Origin of the sequence: Pseudomonas sp. W2-17 (assembly GCF_041060445.1) — a bacterium.
Classification (GTDB): Bacteria; Pseudomonadota; Gammaproteobacteria; order Pseudomonadales; family Pseudomonadaceae; genus Aquipseudomonas.
This window is the reverse complement of the sequence record NZ_JAUFNS010000015.1, coordinates 87,027-109,807: the sequence shown is the minus strand read 5'-3', so window position 1 is coordinate 109,807 and position 22,781 is coordinate 87,027. Positions and strand designations below refer to the sequence as shown.

The following is a 22,781-nucleotide window of genomic DNA, read 5'->3' as shown; positions in this document are numbered from 1 at the left end:
GATCAGGATCAGGATCAAGGGCGTCTGCCTGGGGGCAGACTGTTTCGCCTTCGGCGAGTTACTTGGAAAAGCACCCCAAGTAACCAAGGGTGCCTGCTCCTAGTTGGGTTCCTCCTTCGTCGGAATACCCTCACTCCGACGACGCTCCGTGGGCCCGCGCCGAACGGACATCCCTGTCCTGACGGCGCTCTCGCCGCATCCATGCGGCTCGGCCCACTCCGCGTCGTCTGCGTTCGGCCTGCACCCAAGTCGCGTTCTGCGGTGTCTGGGCTATATGTGTTTGAAGATCAAAAGCTTCCGGCTGAAACAGGTCCTACGGGGTGTACGCAGTACTTTTTTGTGGGACCGGCTTTAGCCGGGAAGAGGCCAGTCTGGGCACTGGCAGGTTTGCTGATCAGACACACTACCTGTGGGAGCGAGCTTGCTCGCGAAGCTCTTGCTGTTGCTGTTGCTGTTGCTGTTGCTGTTGCTGTTGTCAGATCTTTCCCCACGCTCCGCGTGGGAATGCATCTCCTGACGCTCCGCGTCACCGGTCTCACTGGCTCCACGCGGTGCTTTTAGTGGGACCGGCTTCAGCCGGGAAGAGGCCAGTCTGGGCGCCAACAATTTAGCGCCGTAACGCCTGTCTCGCTATCAAACGCCCCCACTCACACCTTCAACGCATCCTCCAGAAACGCCACCAACGCCTGCACCCTCGGGCTGCGCAGTTTGCGTGAGGGTACGAGGAGGTTGACGGGGGCGCTGTCGAAGTTCCATTCGGCGAGGACGCGCACGAGGTTGCCGGCGGCGATGGCGTCGCTGACGTCCCATTGCGAGCGCAGCACCAGGCCCAGGCCTTGTTCGGCCCAGCGGCGGGCGACGCTGCCGTCGTTGGTCAGCAGGGCCGGTTCGACGCGCAGGGTTTTGCGGGCAGAGCCTTTGCGCAGGTGCCAGAGGGTCACGTCTTCGTCGTTTTCGCGGATGCAGATGCAGCGGTGGGCGCTGAGTTGGTCCGGCGACGTCGGCTCACCGTGTTCGTGCAGGTAGGCCGGGCTTGCGCACAGCCAGCGCTCGTTGGGCGAGAGTTGCCGCGCGGTCCAAAGGCTGTCGTTGAGGTGGCCGATGTGGATCACGGCGTCGCTGTCGTGGCGATCCGGCCAGGGGGTTTCGCGCAGATCCAGGTGCAGGCACAGCTGCGGATGCAGCCGAATGAAACGCGCCAGCAGCGGTGCCAGTCGCTGGCGTCCGAAGCCGAACGGCGCCGCCAGTCGCAGGGTGCCGACCAGTCTTTCGTCCTTTTGCCGGAAAGATTCGGGCAGCGCTTCGAGCTGTTCGAGCAACAGCGCGCTTTCCCGGGAGAAGCGTTCGCCATCGGCCGTCAGGCTCAGGCGGCGGGCGTCGCGGTTGGCCAGCGTCAGGCCCAGCAGGGTCTCCAGTTTACGCAGGCGCATGGACAGCGCCGGCGGCGAAACATTGAGCGCTCTGGCCGCCGCGCTCAGGGATTCGGCACGGCTCAGGGCGACCGCCAGGCGCAGGTCTTCGATGGAAATCATTCACTTTTACTTAATGATTGATGAGGCTGGATTGAACCACACCTTAACGACAGCTGAGTAGAGTGCAGCCTGTCCCTCGCCACCCGAGTTCCGTCATGTCTACGCCGATCGCCTCTCTCGACACCCCCGCCGCGCTGGTGGACGTCCCGCGCATGCAGCGCAACATCCAGCGCATGCAGCAACGCATGGACAGCCTCGGCGTGCGTTTGCGCCCCCACATCAAGACCAGCAAATGCCTGCAGGTGATTCACGCGCAGATCGCGGCCGGCGCCAGCGGTGTGACGGTCTCGACGCTGAAAGAAGCCGAGCACTGTTTCAATCAGGGCATCATCGACGTGTTGTACGCGGTCGCCATCGCGCCCGGCAAACTGGCCCAGGCAATGGCGCTGCGGCGCGCCGGTTGCAACCTGAGCGTGCTCACCGACAGCGTCCAGGGTGCAGAGGCCATCGTCGCCTTCGCGCGCGAGCACAATGAGCCCTTCCCCGTCTGGATTGAGGTCGACTGTGACGGTCATCGGTCCGGTCTCGCCGCTGAAGACCCCGCGCTGATCGACGTGGCACGCATCCTCATCGACGGCGGCGTGCAGCTGCGCGGCGTGATGACCCACGCCGGTTCCAGCTACGAACTCGACAACCCTGAAGCCCTGCAGGCCCTCGCCGAACAGGAGCGCGCCCTCTGCGTTCGCGCCGCTCAACGCATCCGTGACGCCGGGATGGCCTGCCCGGACGTCAGCATCGGCTCCACGCCCACCGCCCTCTCGGCCCTGAATCTGGATGGCGTGACGGAAGTGCGTGCTGGCGTTTATGTGTTCTTCGATCTGGTCATGCACAACATCGGCGTCTGCCAGGCCGACGAGTTGGCCCTGAGCGTGCTGACCACGGTGATCGGCCATCAGCAGGAAAAGGGCTGGATCATCACCGACGCCGGCTGGATGGCCATGAGTCGTGATCGCGGCACCCAGCGTCAGCGCCACGATTTCGGCTACGGCCAGGTGTGCAGCGAAACGGGAGAGTGGATTGAGGGGGCGTTGCTCACCGGCGCCAATCAGGAGCACGGGATTATCACGTTGGGCAACACCGACAGCGCCGGCCTTGCCACACGTTTCCCCATCGGCAGCCGCCTGCGCATCCTGCCCAACCACGCCTGCGCCACCGGCGCGCAGTTCCCGGATTATCACGCCCTCGACGCCGATGGCGCGGTGCACACCTGGAGTCGTCTGCATGGCTGGTGACATCGAGATCATTCACACGCCCCACGCAGCGGTGCCGGGCGGACACTATTCCCAAGCAGTGGCCTACGGCGGCGTGTTGTACGTGTCCGGGCAATTGCCAGTACGCGCCAATGGCGAGCACAGCGCCGATCAACCGTTCGAGGTGCAGGCGTCGATTGCCCTCGACAACCTCATGGCGATCCTTACGCAAGCGGGTTTAAGCCCAGTCGACTTGCTGAAAGTCACGGTCTACGTCGTGGGCATTGAACACTGGCCGGCCTTTGACCGAATCTATGGGCGCTGCTTGGGCGAGCATCGACCCGCCCGCGCCGTGGTGCCGGTCCCGGTCTTGCATCACGGTTACCTGATCGAGATCGAAGCGATAGCCCGTGACCTGCAACCCCGTGGCCTCCCAGCCCGTAACCTGCAAGAGGAGCCTTCATGAACCCGCAAAAAAGCGATGTGCTGGTGATCGGCGGCGGCGTCATGGGCGCCTCTTCGACGTTTTTTCTGCAACGGCGCGGTCGCTCGGTGACCCTGCTGGAACGCGATCAGATCGGTCAGTACGCCAGCGGCGTGAACTTCGGCAATGTGCGGCGGCAAGGGCGGTATCTGGGTCAGCTGGAACTGGCGAATCGCTCATTCGGATTGTGGAAGCGCCTGCCGGAGCTGATCGACGACGACCTGGAATTCATCCCCAGCGGGCACATGCGCGTGTGCTATCGCGAGGACGAAATCGCCGAGCTGGAGGCCTATGCCGCCGCCCCGGAAGCCGAGCAACTGGACCTGAGAATCTATCGCGGCGCCGAGTTGCACGAGCGGTTTCCCTTCCTCGGCCCAGAGGTCAAGGGCGGCTCCTACGCCCCTCACGACGGTCACGCCAACCCGCGTCTCGCAGCGCCGGCCTTTGCCCGCGCGGCCCGACGCCTCGGCGCCCGAATCGAAGAACGCACCGAAGTCGCCGACGTGCAAAAGGTCGGCGGCGTGTTCCATGTCACCACCACCGATGGGCAATTGTTCGTCGCCGAGCAACTGTTGATCACCGCCGGCGCGTGGGCGACCAGGCTGTCTCAACAGTTCGATGAACCCGTGCCCCTGGAGCCCAACGGCCCGCAGATGTCGGTGACCGAGCCGGTGCCTTACGCGTTGCCCACGGTGATCGGCGTGTTCACCAAAATCAAGGAAGAGGTGATCTACTTTCGGCAGATCCCGCGCGGGAACATCATCATCGGCGGCGGCGCCCGCTGCGCGCCGGACATGGTCAACCGTCGGGCGTTTTTCAAGCCTGAAAGCCTGATCAACCAGATGCGCCAGATGAAGCGGCTGGTACCCGGCGCGGAGAAACTCAACATCATCCGCACCTGGAGCGGCATCGAAAGCTACACGCCAGACTCGCTGCCGGTGATGGGCCGCAGCGGCATGGTTGACGGGCTGTTTTACGCTTTCGGCTTCTGCGGCCATGGCTTTCAGCTCGGCCCTGGCGTTGGCGACGTGATGGCCGAATTGATCAGCACCGGCAGCACCAGCACGTCCATCAGCCCCTTCGACATTCGTCGGTTCACCCAGCCATCGCTGGTGCCGCAACTGGCAACAAGTCTTCTCAGCACAGGAAAACTCATATGAGTGACGCTTACGTTTATCGCATGGCGACGGCAGCCGACATGCCCGCCGCCCACGCGCTCTCCGTGCAGTTGAAGTGGCCCCATCGCGAGGCCGACTGGGCGATGGTGCAGCGCACATCCGAGGGCTTTGTTGCTGAGCATGAAGGGCAATTGGTGGGCGTGGCGTTTGCCTGCCATCAGGGGGCTTATTCGTCCATCGGGCTGGTGATCGTCAGTGATCAGCACCAGAGCAAAGGCATTGGCCGCCAGTTGATGAACCTGTGCCTGGACGCCGCCGCGCCGCGCACGCCGATTCTCAATGCCACTGAATCAGGGGCGCCGCTGTACGTGAGCATGGGTTTCGTCGAATACGCGCGGATTCAGCAGCATCAGGGCGTGCCGCAGGTGCCGCCTGTGTTTGTGACTGCAGGCGCGGTCTGTCGCGAAGTGACCCAGGACGAATACCCGCAGGTGATCGAACTGGCCAATGCAGGCAGCGGACTGGATCGCACGGCGGTTCTCAATGATCTGCTGCCGACGGCGGAGTGTGTGGTGGGCGTCGAGGTGCACGGGCAACTAACGGGCTGCGCCCTGCTCCGTCGTTTTGGCCGCGGACATCTCATCGGACCGGTGGTTGCCCAGAATCTGGAGCAGGCGCAACAGATGATCACGCACTTGCTGAGCCTGATCCCCGGCACGTTTGTGCGCTTCGATATTCTGGCGGATTGCGGGCTGGTGGACTGGCTGGAGGGCCTGGGGCTGCCATGCGTTGATCGCGCGCCCCGCATGGTGCTGGGCGAACCGCCGCAGTCGCGGGATGGGATTGCCCAGTTTGCGATGGTGACCCAGGCGATTGGTTGAACGTTGCCAGGCGCGCCGCCATTTGTAGGATCGGCTTCAGCCGGGAAGGCGTCATGCGTCACACCGCAAAGTTGATGGCGCTCACACGGGCCTCTTCCCGGCTGAAGCCGGTCCCACTGAAATCAAAAGCGCGTACACACCTCACTGACGCAGCGCGCTGCCTTTAGTGGGACTGGCTTTAGCCGGGAAAGCGTCAGGCGCCACACCACAAAATTTTGGGTGCTAATGGGTGCCTCTTCCCGGCTGAAGCCGGTCCCACTGAAATCAAAAGCGCGTACACACCTCACTGACGCAGCACGCTGCCCTTAGTGGGACCGGCTTTAGCCGGGAAGGCGTCAGCGGCAACCCTGGCGGATTCAGCAGATTCTCCCTTGCAGGCGGCAACAACGGCATCTTTTGCCTGGGCCGGTTTGTTAGCGTATCGAGACGTCAGGACTCGCTGTTCGCAGCACTTATCACCGCTCCAGGGAGCTAGCTGGATGACCTCACACTCTTCAAATACCCACGGCATCGAGCTGCAAAACGCCGGGCATTTTTACATCAACGGCGAGTGGACGCCTCCCGCCGTTCCGACCCTCCTGCCCGTGGTCAATCCGGCCACTGAAGAGGTGGTGGCCGAGGTCGCGCGAGGTTCTGCCGAGGACGTTGATCGGGCCGTCGCAGCAGCGCGCGCTGCCTTCCCTGGCTGGTCAGCAACGCCGGTCGAAGAACGCGCAGCGATCCTGGGAAACATCCACGCACTGATCCTTGAGCGCACAGAGCCCCTCGCCCAAGTCCTCTCACTGGAGATGGGCGCCGCCATCAGTTTCTCCAGATCCATGCAGGTGCCACTGGCCGCCGAACACGTGCGGGTCGCCCGGGATCTGCTCTCCACCTACCGCTTCCAGACGGTCGAAGGCACCACCGCGATCGAGCGGGAAGCCATCGGCGTCTGCGGCCTGATCACGCCGTGGAACTGGCCGCTGTACCAGATCACCGCCAAAGTCGCGCCGGCCCTCGCCGCCGGTTGCACCGTGGTCCTGAAACCCAGCGAGCTGTCGCCGTTGAGCGCCCTGCTGTTCGCCCAACTGGTCCACGACGCCGGCCTGCCGCCCGGTGTATTTAATCTGGTCAACGGCAGCGGCCCGGACGTCGGCGCCGCCATCGCCGCCCACCCTGACATCGACATGATCTCCATCACCGGCTCCAACCGCGCCGGCGCCCTCGTCGCGCAAGCGGCGGCCGTGACGGTTAAACGCGTGACCCAGGAACTGGGCGGCAAGTCGCCTAACGTGATGCTGCCCGACGCCGATTTCGCCAAAGCCGTGCCGCTGGGGGTGCTGTCGGCCTTCCGCAACGTCGGCCAGTCGTGCAGCGCGCCGACCCGGATGATCGTGCCCCGCGCCCGCCTCGCTGAAGTCGAAGCGCTGGCCGCCGAAACAGCCAACGCGTTGATCATCGGTGACCCGCAATCCCCCGATACCCAGCTCGGCCCGATCGCCAACGAAGCCCAGTTCAGCCGCGTCCAGGCCATGATCCAGGCTGGCATCAGCGAAGGTGCGAAATTGCTGTGCGGCGGGCCGGGCCGTGTAACAGGGTTTGAAAAAGGTTATTACACCAAGCCAACGGTGTTCTCCGAAGTCGACTCAGCGATGCGCATCGCTCAGGAAGAAATCTTCGGCCCGGTGCTGTGCATCCTCGCCTACGACACCATCGACGAAGCCGTGGCCATCGCCAATGACACGGTCTATGGCCTCGGCGCCCACGTGCAGGCGCAGGACCTCGAACTCGGACGCGCCGTCGCCTCGCGCATCCGCGCCGGCCAAGTGCACCTCAACCATCCGGCGTGGAACCCCATGGCCCCTTTCGGCGGCTACAAGCGCTCGGGCAATGGTCGGGAGTACGGCGTGATGGGATTTGAAGAATATCTGGAGACCAAGGCAATTATCGGCTTCAACGCCTGACCCAGTCGGATCGCTCAACGCTTCTGAAAGCCCCCGAATCAGCGTCCACAAAAAAGGGCTGTCCGCACGAAACGGACAGCCCTTTTCAACATCCGCCCGACTTACGCCAGGCTTTTGCTCACCACTTCATACACGTCCGGCGACAGCGGGCCGGAGGCGAGAATGCGCTCCAGTTCCGCTTTCATCAGCGCTTGCCGCGCGCTGTCGTATTTGCGCCAGCGGGTCAACGGCGCCAGTTGGCGGGAGGCGATCTGCGGGTTGAAGCCGTTCAGTTCAATGACCAGATCGGCCAGGAAGCGATAGCCCGATCCGTCCGCCGCATGGAAGTTGATCAGGTTCTGCCCGGCAAAGGCGCCGATGAGGGCACGCACCTTGTTCGGGTTTTTCATTGTGAACGCCGGGTGCTGCATCAGCGCTTTCACTCGCTCCAGCCCGCCCGGCAAGGTGCTGCCGGCCTGCACGCTGAACCACTGATCCATGACCAGCGCGTTGTCCTTGAAGATTTCCGCGAACACTTCCAGCGCCTTGGCCTTCTCGGCCTCGAACGGCGAGTTCACCAGCACGGCCAGCGCGGTCAGGCGCTCGGTCATGTTGTCGGCGGTGTCGAACTGGTCGATGGCGGCGGCCAGGACTTCCGGCTTGCCGGTCAACATCAGGTACGACAGCGCGATGTTCTGCAGCGCGCGGCGAGCGAAGTGCTCGGACTCAGCCACATACGGCGTCTGCTTGGACAGCTCGCGGTTGGTCTGGTAACGCTGCCACAGCGCCTCGCTCAGCTTATCGGCCAGTTGCTGACGGGCAAACTCCCGCGCGGCGTGGATCGCATCGACGTCCGCCACTTCGCTGATTTCGATGAGGTACGCCTCACCCGGCAGCGGGAGCATTTCCGCGACCATGGCCTGATCCAGACTGTCGTCCGTCAGCACCGTGTGCAGCGCGGTGATCAGACGTTGATCCATGACCAGCGGCTCGCCCTTCTGGTGCTGGGCGATCAGGTCCTGCAGCACCTGAACCGACAGTTGCTGACCCGCGTCCCAGCGGTTGAAACCGTCGCTGTCGTGCTGCATCAGGAACATCAGCTGATCGCGGTTGTACGGGAAGCTCAGTTTCACCGGCGCCGAGAACCCGCGCAGCAACGAAGGCAGTGGCTGCTCGGCGATGTCGATGAAGGTGAAGGTCTGCTCGGCCTCCGTCACCGACAGCACGCGGGAGGTATTCACCGCCGGTGCCTCGCCGTTCAGGCGCAGCGGCAGTTCCTGACCCTGGGCGTCCAGCAGGCCCATGGCGACCGGAATCACGAACGGCAGCTTCTGATCGCCCGGCTGGCCCGGTGTGGTCGGCGTGCTCTGACGGAAGGTCAGGCTGTAGGTCTTCGCGGCAGCGTCGTAGGACTCGCTGACCGCCAGACGCGGCGTGCCGGCCTGGGAATACCAGCGCTTGAACTGAGTGAAGTCGACACCGTTGGCGTCTTCCATGGCCTTGACGAAGTCGTCGCAGGTCACGGCCTGGCCGTCGTGGCGCTCGAAGAACAGGTCGCTGCCCTTGCGAAATCCTTCCACGCCCAACAGCGTGTGGATCATGCCGACCACTTCCGCGCCCTTCTCGTACACGGTCAGGGTGTAGAAGTTGGAAATCTCGATGAAGCTGTCGGGGCGCACGGCGTGGGCCATGGGGCCGGCGTCTTCGGCGAACTGGTGGGTGCGCAGGTAGGCGACGTCCTGGATGCGCTTGACCGTGGCCGAGTTCATGTCCGCCGAGAAGCCGGAATCACGGAACACCGTGAAGCCTTCTTTCAGCGACAGCTGGAACCAGTCGCGGCAGGTGACGCGGTTGCCGGTCCAGTTGTGGAAGTATTCGTGGGCGACGATGGCTTCCACGCGCTGGTGGGCGGCATCGGTGGCGGTTTCGGCGCGGGCCAGCACGGCGCTGGAGTTGAAGATGTTGAGGCCCTTGTTCTCCATGGCACCCATGTTGAAATCGTTGACGGCGACGATCATGAAGATGTCCAGATCGTATTCGCGGCCGTAGACCTCTTCGTCCCAGCGCATGGACTTCTTCAGGCTGTCCATGGCGTGCTGGCATTTGTCGACGTTTTCCGGCTCGACGAAGATGCGCAGCGTGACCTTGCGCTGGCTCATGGTGGTGAAAGTGTCTTCGATGCACCACAAGTCACCGGCCACCAGCGCGAACAGATAGGCCGGCTTCTTGAACGGGTCTTCCCAGGTTGCCCAGTGACGCTGGGTGTCATCGGAGGGGCCGGCGGCGATCAGGTTGCCGTTGGACAGCAGGATCGGGAAGGCCTGCTTGTTGGCGCTGACCGTCGTGGTGAATTTGCTCATCACGTCCGGGCGGTCGAGGTAATAGGTGATCTTGCGGAAGCCCTCGGCCTCGCACTGGGTGCAGAACATGCCGCTGGATTTGTACAGGCCTTCCAGGGCGGTGTTGGTTTCCGGGTGGATCTTCACGGTGGTGTCGAGGGTGAAGGTCTCGGACGTCGGCTGCACGGTCAGGCTGTCGGCCGTCAGCCGGTAGCCGCTCTGTGCAAGGTCGCCCTCGGACAGGTCAACGTCCGCCAGCTTCACCGACAGCAGCTCAAGCTGCTGGCCGTCGAGTTCCAGCGGTGGCAAGGCCGCGCCCTGGGCAAGCGCGGCACGCTCCGGGTTGCGGCGCATCACCAACTGCGCGTGGACCAGCGAGTGGTCGTCGAACAATTCGAACGTCAGGTGGGTCTCGTCAATGAGGTACTCAGGCGCCTGATAATCCTTCAGGTAAATCATTTTCGGCTGGTCGGTGCGCATGCGGTTGTCCCTTCTTCTGCTAATACGGGCTACTGATGCACGGCGAGTTGATACGCCGTGTATTTGCGAATATTGATCACGCCGGTGTCGAAGATCAGGTACTGCCCTTTGACGCCCAGCAGAGTGCCTTCGGCGATCGGATCCTTGTCCAGATTGAAGCTGACGATCTTGGTCGGATAGGCCTCTACCGGGTATCTGATCTCGATGGGCTCGACATCGTTCATCACCTGAATGGCCTGCAGGCCAAAGCGCATCTGCAAGGCCACCAGGCCTTCGGCGCAGGACTCAAACAGTTGCTGACGAATCGCCGCCAGATCAACCGCCGGTGCGTCGCCCTTGAGCAGCGCGCGCCAGTTGGTGCGGTCCGCCACCTGGCTGCGGAACAGGTCCTCCACGAAACCGGACTGCTGCCGGGTGGCACAGCGCACGATCGGCAACGCCTGACTGGCGCCCTGATCCAGCCAGCGGGTGGGCAGCTGAGTGGCGCGAGTGATGCCGACTTTGACGCCCGACGAGTTGGCCAAGTAGACCACGTGATCGGTCATGCAGAACTGCTCGCCCCACGCCGGATCGCGGCAGGTGCCATGTTCGTGGTGACAGCGCTCGGGGCTCATGATGCACAGGTCGCACTGCGCCAGCTTGAGCATGCACGGGTAGCAATAACCCTGGCTGTAGCTGGTCTTGGTGCGCTTGCCGCAGTGGCTGCAATGAATCGCACCGAGGAATTCCAGGCGCACGGTCTTGCCGATCAGCGGGTTGACGGGGATCTGCGAGTCACCCAGCCGAAACGCGTATTCCACCCGCGAGGCCTCAAGCCGAGCGGACATTTTGTTGACGGAGCCTCTGCCGATTTCAATCAATGAATGGAGTCCGATTTGAACAGGATATTGGGCACCGGCGCCGACTTCGAGGCGCACTCTTGCGGGCCCATGTAACCGATGCGCTGTTCCTCGGGGACGTTGCGCACTTCCCAGGCAATCAGCGCCTGCAGCGACAGCTCACGTTGCTCCTGAGTCAGCTTGCGGCCGTCGGACCATTTGCCGATTTCCACCGCCAGCTTCAGGCTTTCGTAGACGTCCGGGGTGATGTTTTCGATCATTTCGACAAAAGAGGACATTGGGTTCTCCCAGAATTAAGCGGGCGATTTTAGTGCTTGCGGCGGACCAGTGCACCGCCCACAAGACCTGTAGCACAACCGATGATCAGTCCGCCGACGTGGGCGCCGTTGGCGATTTCGCCAAACCCGAGCACACCGACGACGCCGGACAGGCAGACCACCAGCCAGATCAGCATCATCCCCAGAACACCGCGTGGTAAACGATACATGGGGTTGGGGGCGAGCAATTGAAAGATCCAGCAATGGCCCAGCAAGCCATAAAGTACCCCGGACAGGCCGCCGAACAGGCTCGGGCCGCTCCAGACATACTGGACGTAATTTGAAAACGCACTGAACGCCAGGGTCAGCCCGAGCAATTGCCAGCCGCCCTGGCGCATTTCGATGCGCCGCCCCAGTTCCCAGAACCACAGCGCGTTCATCACCAGGTGCAGCAGGCCGAAGTGAATCAGCATCGGCGTGATGACCCGCCACCACTGCCCTGCCCCCAAGGACGTTCCCACCGGCAGGAAGCGGATGTACTCGCCGTTGATGCGGAAGTCATTGAAGGTCAGCCAGCTCAAGGCCTCGACGTTGTCGCCAAGCAAGGTCACGCCCGCCACGATCAGGCACAGCAGCAAGATCACGCTGGTCACCGGACTGCTGCGCACTTGCACCAGCGGACTTGGCCTGCTCACGGCCACGACTTCGCGGCCCGGTGGCAACTGCGCGGTAGGGTCGCCTTCAGGGTATTGCTGGTACAGCTGGCGGATGTCATCGGCCAGTTGCGGCGCATCGGGCACCCACAGCACTTGCTCGCCGGCCTCCTCGCTGACCCGATGGGGCACGTTGAGGCGCCGCAGCAGTTCGACAAAACCACTCAGGTCGGTTTGAAGCGGCAGGCGTAAGACAGCAACCGGACTCATTGACCTATCTCCGGTCGGGTGACGTCGACCCAGACGAACTTGTCCGGGTCGATCTGGGTTTCCTGATCCAGCCGGTACGCGACCAGCTTGCCGTAGAGCACGGCGCTGTAATCCAGGCACGCCAGATTGGGACGGATCGGCGCGGGAATACCGCTGCGCCAGTAATGGCCGACGAACAACAGAGGTTCATTGGCGCCGTACCGCAGCAGCGCATTCTTCTCGCTGGGGGACAGCGGTCGCCGCGCCACCGGCTCCGGCAGCGCATCAGGCTGAAACACCACGTCGCCGTAGGTCTGCGGGTCGTCTTCCCAGAACTTGGTGCGGAATGAGCCGCGGGTCAGGCCGTCGCCGCCGGTCAGGGTCATGCCGTGGGGCAGGCGCATGTCGGTGCCGCGCAGCAGGCGATCAAACACCGCACTGGCAAAACTGCCCGGCTCGGCCGAGGCCTGCACGAAGGCCTGATCGATGCGGCCGTCACCGTAAAAGCTGCGCAACGGCTCGATCAGGCTGGCATCCCAGCAGGCGTGCACGACACGAAAGCGCTCGGCGTCGATGAACAGCGGCAACTGATAAAACCATTTGAGAAAGTCATTCCAGTCACCGGGGTGCTGCTCGAACTGCGCCAGGGTTTCGCCCAACAGGCGGGCATGGCGCGGCGTGTGTTCGCGCACCCACTCATGGCCGCTGTCGGGCGGCGCCGGCGTGCTCCAGCCCAGGGCGTTGAATTCATGGTTGCCCATGATGCAGAACGCCTGCCCGGCCTCGACCATGTCACGGACGATATGCAACGCCTCGCGAATGCGCGGGCCGCGGTCGATGATGTCGCCGAGGAACACGGCGATGCGTTCAGGGTGGCGCCAGACGCCGGCCTGAAAGCGGTAACCAAGGGTGTCGAGCAAGTGCTCAAGGGTCTGGGCACAACCATGCACGTCACCGATCAGATCGTAGCCACGCGCGGGATCGAGCATCAGTCGCTCCCGCCGCCAAGCCGACTGCCCCAACCGAGTTTGGTCCGGCAGACTTCGTAGTAGTTGTGGTCGAGCGGGTGAATGAGGCGCAGCTTCTGCGGCTTCTTTTTCACGGTCACGGTGTCACCCGGCGCGCAGGTGAAGTGGTTCTGGCCATCGCAGGAAACCTGTGGGTAGATCGTCATGTCCTTTGAGACAACGATTTTCAGCTCACTGTTTCCATCGACGACAATCGGCCTGCCGGACAGCGTGTGCGGGTACATCGGCACTATGACGATGGCGTCGAGTTTGGGGTGCATGATCGGGCCGCCCGCCGACAGCGCGTAGGCCGTCGAGCCGGTGGGCGTCGCAACGATCAGGCCGTCGGCCTTCTGGCTGCAGACGAACTGGCCGTCGATGTAGATTTCGAACTCGATCATCCGCGTGGATTTGCCGGGGTGCAGCACGACGTCATTGAGCGCGTCGCCCTGGCCGATCGCCTCGCCGTGACGTCGCACTTCGGCCTGCAGCAGGAAACGGTTTTCCACCAGATAGTGGCCGTCAAGCACTTCGGCGACCTTGACTTCCAGCTCGTCGGGGCGGATGTCGGTCAGGAAGCCCAGGCTGCCACGGTTGATGCCCAGCACCGGCACGTTGTGCCTGGCCAGCGCACGGGCGGCGCCGAGCAGACTGCCGTCGCCGCCGACCACGATGACCATGTCGCAGACTTCACCGAGCATCTTGCGCGTGGAGGTCTGCAGACCATGCCCAGGAAGCACCTCAGCGATGGCGTCTTCGAGGATCACATGCAGGTGCCGCGATATCAGGAATTTCTTGAGTCGGCGAACGGTCTCCACCACCTGGGTACTGCCCAGGCGACCAATGATGCCGATATTTCGAAATTGCTCCATGGGGCTCCCGCAGGCTTGATGCGTGTAAAGAACGCGATTATGGGCGAAGGGGTCGGGTGCGGCAAATGGGCTCTCTGCGCGCAACCTTCGAGCAGCGCCGTTCCAAGTGTGCGAAATGTACGGGTTGCATCCGAAGGCGACGACGGAGCGGTGGCCGCGAGCGCCACTCACCCGCTATTCTGCCTGGATGAATAACCCGTTCCCGAGCCTGAGCGCCCTGCCCCGTCGGCTGCGTACGCCCACCGTGCGTGATCTGGCGTGGGTGATCCTGTCGCCTCCGCTGCTGGCGGAAACCCGGTGGCCCCAGCGTCACCCGCTCAGCGGCAGCGACTGGGAGCAGCAACCCGGAGCGCTTGAAGCTTTTTTAACGCAGCTGGACCAAGACGACAGCGCACTCAGCGACTGGCTGGCGAGAAGCTCGACGCGCCGGCTCGGGCTGTATTACGAGCGGCTTTGGCAATTCGCAATCCACCACGCGCCCGGCGTCGAGCTGCTCGCGGCGAATCTGCCGATTCAGGGCGAAGGGCGCACGCTGGGCGAGTTGGACCTGCTGCTGCGGGATAAAGACGGCGTTCACCACATCGAGCTGGCGATCAAGCTCTACCTTGGGCAGCAGGATCAGGACGGCGACGATCCGGCGCACTGGCTGGGTCCCGGCTCCGTTGACCGGCTGGATGTGAAGCTCGCCCACCTCAATCAGCATCAACTGCCCATGTCGGCGCGCCCGGAAAGCGCAGCGATCCTCGCCGAACGCGGTGTGAACACTTTCGGCGCGTCGCTCTGGCTGGGGGGTTATCTGTTTTATCCGTGGTCCCTTTATCTCGGGCAAAGGACCGACGCCCCACCACAAGGGGCGCACCCTGAGCATCTGCGCGGAAAGTGGCTGCATCAGAAGGATTGGCCGGATTATGCGCAACACAGCCCGGAGGGCCGCTGGCAATTGTTGCCACGTCCAGCCTGGCTGGCACCCACCCGCTGCGACGAGGCATGGACAGCCGGCGAGTTTCAAGACTGGCTGGACGCCCTCGAACCGCTGGCGCCGGCGCAACTGCTGGTGCGCCTGACCCGCCATGCCGACGGCCACTGGGAAGAGGCCGAGCGGCTGTTTCTGGTGACGGACCTGTGGCCGAACCTGCCGGACCCGCGCCGCGTTACAGGCTCAGTCGCAGCACCAGCGCCGCCAGAGTGATCAACAGCACCGGCACGGTCAGCACGATGCCGACGCGGAAGTAATAGCCCCAGCCGATGGTCACGCCCTTCTTCGCCAGCACATGCAGCCACAACAAGGTAGCAAGACTGCCGATCGGGGTGATTTTCGGGCCGAGGTCGCTACCGATCACGTTGGCGTAAATCATCGCTTCCTGCAGCACGCCGTGGGCGTGGCTTGCATCAATGGACAACAGGCCGATCAGCACCGTCGGCAGGTTGTTCATCACCGACGACAGCAGCGCCGTCAGCACGCCCGTGCCCATCGCCGCGCCCCACAAACCGTGTTCGGCGAAACGATCGAGCCAGGTCGCGAGGTAATCGGTCAGGCCCTGATTGCGCAGGCCGTACACCACCAAATACATGCCCAGGGAGAAAATCACGATCTGCCACGGCGCGTCCTTCAATACCTTGCTCGTCGAGATGCGGTGGCCCTTGGCAGCGATGCCCAGCAGGATCGCGGCGCACACGGCGGAGATCGCACTGATCGGAATCCCCAGCGGTTCCAGGGCAAAGCAGCCCACCAGCAGAATTCCCAACACCCACCAACCGGTCTTGAACGTCGCGCGATCCTTGATCGCGGAGGACGGCTCGGCCAGTTGCGTGGCGTCGAAGGTTTTCGGGATGTCACGGCGAAAGAACAGCATCAGCATTGCCAGCGTGGCAGCGACGCTGACCAGATTGACCGGCACCATCACCGAGGCGTAGCGGTTGAAACCGATGCCGAAATAGTCGGCAGACACGATGTTGACCAGGTTCGAGACCACCAGCGGCAGGCTCGCGGTGTCGGCAATGAACCCTGCCGCCATGACGAAAGCCAGGGTGGTCGCCGGCGAAAAGCGCAGCGCCAGCAGCATCGACATGACAATGGGGGTGAGGATCAGCGCCGCGCCGTCGTTGGCGAACAGCGCCGACACCAGCGCGCCGAGCAACACGATAAACGCGAACAGCCGCCGGCCCTTGCCGTTGCCCCAGCGCGCCACGTGCAGCGCGGCCCAGTTGAAAAACCCGGCCTCGTCGAGCAGCAGGCTGATGATGATCAGCGCAATGAACGTCCCGGTCGCGTTCCAGATGATGTGCCAGACCTGAGGGATGTCACTCAGGTGCACCACCCCGAAAAGCAGCGCGAGCACTGCGCCAAAGGTTGCACTCCAGCCGACACCAAGGCCTTTGGGTTGCCAGATCACCAAGGTAATGGTGACCAGAAAAATCGCGACGGCTATCAACATCTTTTTGAGGTTCTCGGAAGCAGGATGGCGAGGATGCCCAACAGCGGCAGGTAGGAGCACAGCGTGTAGACATAGACGATGCCGTGAAGATCCGCGAGGTGACCCAATAATGCAGCGCCGATGCCGCCGAAGCCGAACATCAGCCCAAAGAAGATGCCAGCGATCATGCCGACATTGCCCGGCACCAGTTCCTGGGCGTAGACGACGATGGCGGAAAACGCCGAGGCCAGGATGAAACCGATTATCACACTGAGCACGCTGGTCCAGAACAGGTCGGCGTACGGCAGCGCGATGGTGAACGGCGCCACGCCCAGAATCGAGAACCAGATCACCGCCTTGCGGCCGATGCGATCGCCGATCGGCCCGCCAAAGAACGTGCCCGCCGCCACCGCAGCCAGAAACATGAACAAATGCAGCTGCGAGCTGGCCACGGACAGCTGGAATTTGTCGATCAGGTAGAAGGTGAAGTAGCTGGTGAAGCTGGCCATGTAGAAGTACTTGGAGAACACCAGCATTGCCAGCACCACCAGCGCGCTGGTCACCCGACGCTTCGACAGTCCGTGGGTCGCCGCTTGCCCGGCCTTGATCTTGAACAGCGCCAGGTGCGCCTTGTACCAGCGGCTGATGGCGTACAGCAGGCCCACGGAAAACAGCGCCACCAGCCCGAACCAGGCGATGTGGCCCTGACCGAACGGGATGATGATCGCCGCCGCCAGCAGCGGCCCGATGGCCGATCCGCTGTTGCCGCCTACCTGAAAGGTCGATTGCGCCAGACCAAAGCGCCCGCCTGAGGCCAGCCGGGCGATGCGCGAGGCTTCGGGGTGGAAGGTCGACGAGCCGATGCCGATCAACCCTGCGGCGAGCAGGATCAGAGGGAAGCTGCCGACGGTCGCGAGCAGCATCACGCCGCCCAGAATGCACAACGAGCCGACCGGCAGCACCAAGGGGTTGGGATGGCGATCGGTGTAGTAACCGACCCAGGGCTGCAACAACGACGCCGTGACCTGGAACGTCAAGGTGATCAAACCGACCTGGGTGAAGCTCAGGCCGTACGAGGCCTTCAGCATCGGGTAGATCGAAGGCAGGATCGACTGGATCAGGTCATTGAGCAGGTGCGCCAACGCGACCGCACCAATGATGCGCATGACCAAGGGGCTTGACTGCGCTGATTGCGGGGCGGGAACGGGTTGGGTATCGGTCGCGGGCACGGTTGCAGGGCGGGTAACGGCCATCGGGTCCATCCATCGAACGTTGACGCGCCGTCGGACTCGTTACAGAACATGTCAGCGGCACAAGGGGTCGCCAATGTGCCATTTTTTGGGGCGCCGCTGCCATGTTTTGTTGCTGACTTGTGAGATGGGTTGCGTGGAGCACGAACGGCAATCACACCGCCGTCTGCAATCTCCCCCGTCCCGTCAACGAGCCTTCGACCTCATGCAGCGACACCCTGGACGTCTCCGGCAGGGCCAGCCCGCCCGCCAGCGCCAGCAGCGCGATCACGATCAGGTAAAACGCCGGCGCCAGGTTGCTGCCCGTCGCGCCTATCAACCAGGTTGCCATCAGCGGCGCCGTTCCGCCAAAAATTGTGTACGCCATGTTGTAGGTGATCGCCGAAGCGGTGTAGCGGGTGCGTGTCGGAAAGGTCTCCGACAACAGCGCCGCCGTCACCACGCCGCACAGGACCGCGCCAATGGCCAGCAACATCACGCCGACGATCGACGCCACAAACGAACCGGAACTGGCCATCAAAAACGACGGATACACCACCACAATCAGCAGGACACAGGTGCTGAGCACTGTCTTGCGTCGCCCGACCTTGTCGGAAAATGCCCCGGCCACCGGACAGATCGCCGCAGCGAACAACAGCGCAATCAACGACACCAATAGCGCGGTGGCACGACTCAACCCGCCCGCCACCTGCAAGTACGTCGCGAAGTACGTGGTGAACATGTAGAACGAGAGCGCCGTCAGCGACACGAACGCGCCGAGGCAGCAAATCGCCGCGCCGTGGTTGCGCAGGGTTTCCTTGAGCGGCGAATGAGCGACAGCATGCTCCTGCTTGACCGCCTGAAACGCCGGGGTTTCGTCCAGTTTCCAGCGTAGGTACAGCCCGACCAGCCCCAACGGCGCCGCGATCAGAAACGGCAGCCGCCAGCCCCAACTGCCCATGGCTTCGGTGCTCAGCGAGGCTTCCAGCGCGTAGGCAATGATCGCCGCCGCCGCGAACGCCGAAAAAGTCGATACCGGCACGAAGCTGCCGTACCACGCCCGCTGCGTGCGTGGCGCGTGCTCCATCAAGTAAGCGCACGCCCCTGCGTACTCGCCGCCGGCAGAAAAGCCCTGGGCGCAGCGGATGAGGGTGAGCAAGACAGGCGCCATCACGCCAATTGCCGCGTAGGTCGGCAACAGACCGATGATGGTCGTTGCCCCGGCCATCAACAGAATGGTGAACGCCAGCGTGCGTTTGCGGCCGATGCGGTCACCCAGCATGCCGAAGAACACCCCGCCGAGGGGCCGAAACGCGAAGGCCACAGCGAACACCGCGAAAGTTTTCAATAACGCTGCGCTGGCATCGCCGCTGGGGAAGAACTGCTGAGCGATGGTCGTGGCCAGAAAGCCGTACACCGCGAAGTCGAACCATTCGACGAAATTGCCGATGGCGGCCGCCACGATGACTTTTCTCAGAGTGGCAGGATCGACCTGCTCAAGGACGGGAGTGGTCATGCATACCTCGGCGCGCGTGGGAAAGATCCGATTATCGGCACAGCGCCCTGCCCGCCTGACTCCAGAAATGCCGCCGACGTACTCAGGACCGACCTGTCGGGTGGTGTGGGCCGCAGGATTCGTGCCAGTACGCGAATGCGTGCCTGGGCGTCAGCGATGTGCTTGTTCAGAATCGAAAGTTCGTTTGCCCTGTAATCCCCCCGTGTGGAGGAAAATCAGCCGCGTACCCTTGGCGACTCGGCCCGAGATCACTTCGTCGTGCAGCGCCAGCAATGCCTTGCCCGTGTACAACGGCTCGAGGGAGATACCGGCTTCGGCTTCGTGACGGGCGATGAAGTCGAGCAACGCGGGATCGGTCTTGGCGAAGCCGCCGCGGCTGGCGTCGAGCAGGCGGTAACCCTGAGGTTTACAGCGGGCAGGCAAAGTGGCGTCAAGTGCCTTGTAATCACGTTCGGCCAGGGTCGCTGGTTTCGACAACGACGCAGTTCCTGTGGGAGCGAGCGTGCTCGCGAAGGCCTCAAGAATGCCCTCCACATTGCCCTCAACCCCATGATCGTCGGGCACCGCCGTCGCGCCGATCACCCCATGCTGCCCTGCTTCCGCCAGCACCAGTCCCGCCAAGGTTGTGCCGGTGCCGCACGCCAGCCACCAGCCGTCGTAATCCCCCCACCCCAGATCGCCGAGTTGGCTGCGCGCCTGTTCAACGATTTCAGCGCAGCCCACCGCGCCGTCGAGCCCGCCGCCGCCTTCAGGCACCGGATAAAGATGCGGATAACGCTCGCGCCACGGCACCCAGAAATCCGCGTCATGCCGCGCGCGATACCCGGCGTAACCCAGCCAGTGCAGCTCCATGCCGAACGCCTGCAGATCCAGCACCGTCGGCGTTTCGACTCTATGCCCGCGCACCAGCCCGACCGTGGCAAAACCAAAGCGCTTGCCCGCCGCGGCCAGCGCATGCAGGTGATTGGAATGCGCGCCGCCCAGGCTGATAACACCCCGCGCTCCGGCTTGCTCGGCGCCCGCCAGATGGTGCTTGAGTTTGAACCATTTATTGCCGCTGATCAGGGGGTCGACAAGGTCCAGACGCAGGATCGCCGCCTCCACGCCGGCTGCCTGGAGCCAGTCGAAACGGAGGGGTTGCAGCGGTGCACGAGGGAGTGGTGATGAGGGAGCAAACATGAAATCGGTCGGGCAATGGACGGTGCGCGAGTCTAGCACTCGTCGCGCTGGCGTCTCGATTTGGGGGGCTGTGTAGGGGAATTCTTGATCTTCATTAGGAAGCGTCCGGTTCGTGTTTTGCCTATGGAATGACGCTTTGAAAAGCCTCATCTTCGCCCGCTTCAGCCCTCTCTCATGGACGAGTTGATCCGGTTTTCTGCAGACCGGTCAGGGGCGCTTTCTCCTGCCAGGGACGCTCATTCATGATCACCGTATTGCCGCCTTTCTTCGATCACAGTCGCCATAAGCTTGTCATTCATCGCCTGCCTGTCGCGCTCGACGTTTTAGCCTTTGAAGGTGAAGAACAGTTGAGTCAGCCGTTTCGTTACCGGGTGGAATTCACCTCCGTCGAGCGGGACATTGGGGCTGAGCGGGTGCTGGGACAGGACGCGCAGTTCAGTTTGCATGCAGCTGCACATACGTTGCCTGTTGCGATCCGTGGGTTGCCGGTGCCTTCGGTTAAACCGCTGCGCACGTTGCATGGGGTCATCACCGGCTTCAAGCGGCTGTCCGGTTCTGCTGACGAGGCGCGTTATGAAGTGACGCTGGAACCGCGCCTTGCCTTGCTGGGTCGAGGGCGGCAGTTTCGGATTTATCAGCATCAGTCGGTGCCGCAGATTGTCGAGAGCATCTTGCGCACGCGGCATGATTTTGAGGGGCAGGATTTTCTGTTCACGCTGGTGCGGGAGTACCCGACGCGCGAGCAGGTGATGCGGTACGGCGAGAGTGATCTGGCGTTTATTTCGCGGCTGTTGGCTGAGGTGGGGATTTGGTACCGCTTTAGCAATAACGAGCGATTGGGTATCGCGGTCGTTGAGTTTCATGATGATCAGCGTCATTACGTTCGTCCGCGAGTGAGTTTGCCGCTAAGGCCTCAGTCGGGGTTGGGCAGCAGCGGTGCGGATGGGGTCTGGGGTTTGCAGTCCAGTCATAGGGTGGTGGAGAAAAGCGTTCACTTTCGTGCCTACCACCATAGAGATGCCAGTGCCTGGCTGGATGGGGATGTTGATCAGACCCGCGGCGACTCGACGACCTATGGCGAGGCTTATCACTATGCCGAGCCGTACAAGGCCTTGGGCGACAAGCTGGATCAGGACGAGGATCTGCTCGGGGAAAGCGGGTTTTTCTATGCCCGGTTGCGGCATGAGCGGTATCTGAATGATCAGACGCGGCTGAGTGGGGTTAGCAGCAGCGCTTCGTTGGAATTGGCGCAGGTGCTGGCGATTTCCGGCGGAGCGCCCCTGGCGTTTGAGCCGGGAGTAGTCGTTACAGGATTGAAGCTGCGTGCGTCGCGGGATCGAAGTTTCGAGCTGAATTTCGAGGCGATTCCGTATTCAGAAAGTGTGTGTTTTCGGCCGCCTTTGCTAGTCAAGCCACAGATAGCCGGCACTGTTCCGGCCCGTGTCACCAGCTCGCTGGCCAACGATCCCTACAGCCACATCGACAGCGAAGGCCGCTACAAAGTCAGCTTTTTGTTTGACCGCGACAGCTGGAAGCTGGGTGAGGAAAGCCTTTGGCTCAGGCTGGCCCGGCCTTATGCCGGGGATACCCACGGCCTGCACTTGCCGCTGATCTGCGGCACCGAAGTGGCGATCGCGTTTGAGCAAGGCGATCCGGACCGACCGTATATCGCCCATGCGCTTCATGACAGTCGCCATCCCGATCACGTCACCCTCACTCGCAGTGACTACAAGCGCAACGTCCTGCGCACGCCGGCCAATAACAAGTTGCGCATGGAGGACGATCGCGGCAAAGAACACATCAAACTCAGCACCGAACACAGCGGCAAGAGCCAGCTAAACCTTGGGCATCTGGTCGACAACGAGAAGGATAAGCGCGGCGAAGGCTTTGAGTTGCGCACGGACGGCTGGGGAGCCATGCGTGCGGGGAATGGACTGCTTATCAGTGCGGATGAACAGACGAAGGCACAGGGTAAGCAGCTCGACATGAGCGCGGCGGTCGGTCGATTGCAGAATGCCGGTGAACAGCTGGAAAAACTCTCGGCAGATGCTGCCATCAGTCACGCCGATGCCGCTGACGTGCAGGCGCAACTCGGTCTGCTCAAACAAGATCTGGACGCACTCAAATCCTCGGTCTTGCTGCTCAGCGCCCCGGATGGTATTGCGCTGACCAGCGGCAAGCACTTGCAACTCGCCGCCCAAGACAACCTGATGCTCAACGCGGGCGGCCACGCCGACATCAGCGTGGTCAAGAAACTCTTTATGGGTATCGGCCAGGGCCTGAGCCTGTTCGTCCGCAAGGTCGGCCTGAAGCTAATCTCCAACGAAGGCCCGGTGAGCATCCAGGCACAGAACGATCGTCTGGAATTGCTCGCTCGCCAGGGTATAAACATCACCAGCACCGAAGACGAGATCCACATCACCGCCAAGAAGCGAATCGTCCTCAATGCCGGCGGCAGCTACGTCGCCATCGAGCAATGCAGTATTGAATCCGGCACCGCCGGCGACTACCTGATCAAGGCCGCGCACTTCGACTTCAGACCGAAAGCCGCGCAGGAGGTTGAACTGCCTGCTTTGCCGCCGTTGCTGGATATACCGCCGGAACTGCACGAGTTCTGGCC

17 protein-coding genes and 1 pseudogene are annotated in these 22,781 nt (G+C 62.8%); 7 read left to right on the top strand and 11 right to left on the bottom strand.

The window, feature by feature from the left end:
• Positions 1-647: 647 nt before the first annotated feature.
• The gene (locus QWI20_RS19030) at positions 648-1,532 is read right to left on the bottom strand and encodes a LysR family transcriptional regulator (RefSeq protein WP_369306738.1); all 885 of its coding nucleotides are present in this window, start codon (positions 1,530-1,532) and stop codon (positions 648-650) included.
• Positions 1,533-1,627: 95 nt separating this feature from the next.
• On the opposite strand from QWI20_RS19030, the gene QWI20_RS19025 reads away from it, so the two are divergent.
• From QWI20_RS19025 to QWI20_RS19005, 5 genes are all read left to right on the top strand, one after another.
• On the top strand, positions 1,628-2,764 hold the full coding sequence (locus tag QWI20_RS19025) for a DSD1 family PLP-dependent enzyme (RefSeq protein WP_369306737.1): 1,137 nt from the start codon (positions 1,628-1,630) through the stop codon (positions 2,762-2,764).
• The gene (locus tag QWI20_RS19020) at positions 2,754-3,188 is read left to right on the top strand and encodes a RidA family protein (protein WP_369306736.1); all 435 of its coding nucleotides are present in this window, start codon (positions 2,754-2,756) and stop codon (positions 3,186-3,188) included. Before QWI20_RS19025 ends, QWI20_RS19020 begins: the two co-directional genes overlap by 11 nt.
• On the top strand, positions 3,185-4,366 hold the full coding sequence (locus tag QWI20_RS19015; RefSeq protein WP_369306735.1) for an NAD(P)/FAD-dependent oxidoreductase: 1,182 nt from the start codon (positions 3,185-3,187) through the stop codon (positions 4,364-4,366). Before QWI20_RS19020 ends, QWI20_RS19015 begins: the two co-directional genes overlap by 4 nt.
• Positions 4,363-5,205 (top strand): GNAT family N-acetyltransferase, encoded by an 843-nt coding sequence (locus QWI20_RS19010; RefSeq protein WP_369306734.1) that lies wholly within the window; start codon positions 4,363-4,365, stop codon positions 5,203-5,205. Before QWI20_RS19015 ends, QWI20_RS19010 begins: the two co-directional genes overlap by 4 nt.
• 479 nt (positions 5,206-5,684) lie before the next feature.
• The gene (locus QWI20_RS19005) at positions 5,685-7,148 is read left to right on the top strand and encodes an aldehyde dehydrogenase family protein (RefSeq protein ID WP_369306733.1); all 1,464 of its coding nucleotides are present in this window, start codon (positions 5,685-5,687) and stop codon (positions 7,146-7,148) included.
• Between the two features lie 101 nt (positions 7,149-7,249).
• Here the strand turns inward: QWI20_RS19005 and pepN are convergent, their stop codons facing one another.
• The 6 genes from pepN to QWI20_RS18975 are packed head-to-tail and all read right to left on the bottom strand — an operon-like array spanning position 7,250 to position 13,823.
• Positions 7,250-9,946 (bottom strand): aminopeptidase N, encoded by a 2,697-nt coding sequence (gene pepN, locus QWI20_RS19000; protein WP_369306732.1) that lies wholly within the window; start codon positions 9,944-9,946, stop codon positions 7,250-7,252.
• Between the two features lie 29 nt (positions 9,947-9,975).
• Complete coding sequence (locus QWI20_RS18995; protein ID WP_163022093.1) at positions 9,976-10,806, bottom strand: DUF2797 domain-containing protein; 831 nt, start codon at positions 10,804-10,806, stop codon at positions 9,976-9,978.
• A complete protein-coding gene (locus tag QWI20_RS18990) occupies positions 10,803-11,063 on the bottom strand; it encodes a YeaC family protein (protein WP_065986146.1) in 261 nt (86 codons plus the stop codon). Before QWI20_RS18990 ends, QWI20_RS18995 begins: the two co-directional genes overlap by 4 nt.
• Positions 11,064-11,092: 29 nt before the next feature.
• On the bottom strand, positions 11,093-11,965 hold the full coding sequence (locus QWI20_RS18985) for a rhomboid family intramembrane serine protease (RefSeq protein ID WP_369306731.1): 873 nt from the start codon (positions 11,963-11,965) through the stop codon (positions 11,093-11,095).
• Entirely contained in the window at positions 11,962-12,933 is a 972-nt protein-coding gene (locus tag QWI20_RS18980) for a metallophosphoesterase (protein WP_369306730.1), read from the bottom strand. Before QWI20_RS18980 ends, QWI20_RS18985 begins: the two co-directional genes overlap by 4 nt.
• Complete coding sequence (locus tag QWI20_RS18975) at positions 12,933-13,823, bottom strand: NAD(+) kinase (protein WP_369306729.1); 891 nt, start codon at positions 13,821-13,823, stop codon at positions 12,933-12,935. The genes QWI20_RS18980 and QWI20_RS18975 overlap by 1 nt, the downstream gene beginning before the upstream one ends.
• A gap of 187 nt (positions 13,824-14,010) precedes the next feature.
• Here QWI20_RS18975 and QWI20_RS18970 point away from each other — a divergent pair, with 187 nt between their 5' ends.
• A complete protein-coding gene (locus QWI20_RS18970) occupies positions 14,011-15,012 on the top strand; it encodes a DUF1853 family protein (protein ID WP_369306728.1) in 1,002 nt (333 codons plus the stop codon).
• On the opposite strand, the gene QWI20_RS18965 is transcribed toward QWI20_RS18970, so the two are convergent.
• The 4 genes from QWI20_RS18965 to QWI20_RS18950 form a co-directional block, all read right to left on the bottom strand.
• A complete protein-coding gene (locus QWI20_RS18965; RefSeq protein ID WP_369306727.1) occupies positions 14,975-16,258 on the bottom strand; it encodes an arsenic transporter in 1,284 nt (427 codons plus the stop codon). The two genes, QWI20_RS18970 and QWI20_RS18965, sit on opposite strands and share 38 nt — an antisense overlap.
• A complete protein-coding gene (locus QWI20_RS18960; protein ID WP_369306781.1) occupies positions 16,252-17,403 on the bottom strand; it encodes an MFS transporter in 1,152 nt (383 codons plus the stop codon). The genes QWI20_RS18965 and QWI20_RS18960 overlap by 7 nt, the downstream gene beginning before the upstream one ends.
• Positions 17,404-17,641: 238 nt before the next feature.
• Positions 17,642-18,982 (bottom strand): MFS transporter, encoded by a 1,341-nt coding sequence (locus QWI20_RS18955; RefSeq protein ID WP_369306726.1) that lies wholly within the window; start codon positions 18,980-18,982, stop codon positions 17,642-17,644.
• A gap of 150 nt (positions 18,983-19,132) precedes the next feature.
• Positions 19,133-20,161 (bottom strand): 1-aminocyclopropane-1-carboxylate deaminase/D-cysteine desulfhydrase, encoded by a 1,029-nt coding sequence (locus tag QWI20_RS18950; RefSeq protein WP_369306725.1) that lies wholly within the window; start codon positions 20,159-20,161, stop codon positions 19,133-19,135.
• Positions 20,162-20,403: 242 nt separating this feature from the next.
• On the opposite strand from QWI20_RS18950, the pseudogene QWI20_RS18945 reads away from it, so the two are divergent.
• A pseudogene (locus tag QWI20_RS18945) lies at positions 20,404-22,698 on the top strand (type VI secretion system Vgr family protein); the annotation flags it as partial.
• Positions 22,699-22,781 lie beyond the last annotated feature (83 nt).

What these genes read in the sequence shown, in the direction of transcription:
- QWI20_RS19030 (WP_369306738.1), bottom strand. Translation starts at nt 1,532, where the DNA reads ATGATTTCCATCGAAGACCTGCGCCTGGCGGTCGCCCTGAGCCGTGCC.
- QWI20_RS19025 (WP_369306737.1), top strand. Translation starts at nt 1,628, where the DNA reads ATGTCTACGCCGATCGCCTCTCTCGACACCCCCGCCGCGCTGGTGGAC.
- QWI20_RS19020 (WP_369306736.1), top strand. Translation starts at nt 2,754, where the DNA reads ATGGCTGGTGACATCGAGATCATTCACACGCCCCACGCAGCGGTGCCG.
- QWI20_RS19015 (WP_369306735.1), top strand. Translation starts at nt 3,185, where the DNA reads ATGAACCCGCAAAAAAGCGATGTGCTGGTGATCGGCGGCGGCGTCATG.
- QWI20_RS19010 (WP_369306734.1), top strand. Translation starts at nt 4,363, where the DNA reads ATGAGTGACGCTTACGTTTATCGCATGGCGACGGCAGCCGACATGCCC.
- QWI20_RS19005 (WP_369306733.1), top strand. Translation starts at nt 5,685, where the DNA reads ATGACCTCACACTCTTCAAATACCCACGGCATCGAGCTGCAAAACGCC.
- pepN (WP_369306732.1), bottom strand. Translation starts at nt 9,946, where the DNA reads ATGCGCACCGACCAGCCGAAAATGATTTACCTGAAGGATTATCAGGCG.
- QWI20_RS18990 (WP_065986146.1), bottom strand. Translation starts at nt 11,063, where the DNA reads ATGTCCTCTTTTGTCGAAATGATCGAAAACATCACCCCGGACGTCTAC.
- QWI20_RS18985 (WP_369306731.1), bottom strand. Translation starts at nt 11,965, where the DNA reads ATGAGTCCGGTTGCTGTCTTACGCCTGCCGCTTCAAACCGACCTGAGT.
- QWI20_RS18980 (WP_369306730.1), bottom strand. Translation starts at nt 12,933, where the DNA reads ATGCTCGATCCCGCGCGTGGCTACGATCTGATCGGTGACGTGCATGGT.
- QWI20_RS18975 (WP_369306729.1), bottom strand. Translation starts at nt 13,823, where the DNA reads ATGGAGCAATTTCGAAATATCGGCATCATTGGTCGCCTGGGCAGTACC.
- QWI20_RS18970 (WP_369306728.1), top strand. Translation starts at nt 14,011, where the DNA reads ATGAATAACCCGTTCCCGAGCCTGAGCGCCCTGCCCCGTCGGCTGCGT.
- QWI20_RS18965 (WP_369306727.1), bottom strand. Translation starts at nt 16,258, where the DNA reads ATGTTGATAGCCGTCGCGATTTTTCTGGTCACCATTACCTTGGTGATC.
- QWI20_RS18960 (WP_369306781.1), bottom strand. Translation starts at nt 17,403, where the DNA reads ATGCGCATCATTGGTGCGGTCGCGTTGGCGCACCTGCTCAATGACCTG.
- QWI20_RS18955 (WP_369306726.1), bottom strand. Translation starts at nt 18,982, where the DNA reads ATGACCACTCCCGTCCTTGAGCAGGTCGATCCTGCCACTCTGAGAAAA.
- QWI20_RS18950 (WP_369306725.1), bottom strand. Translation starts at nt 20,161, where the DNA reads ATGTTTGCTCCCTCATCACCACTCCCTCGTGCACCGCTGCAACCCCTC.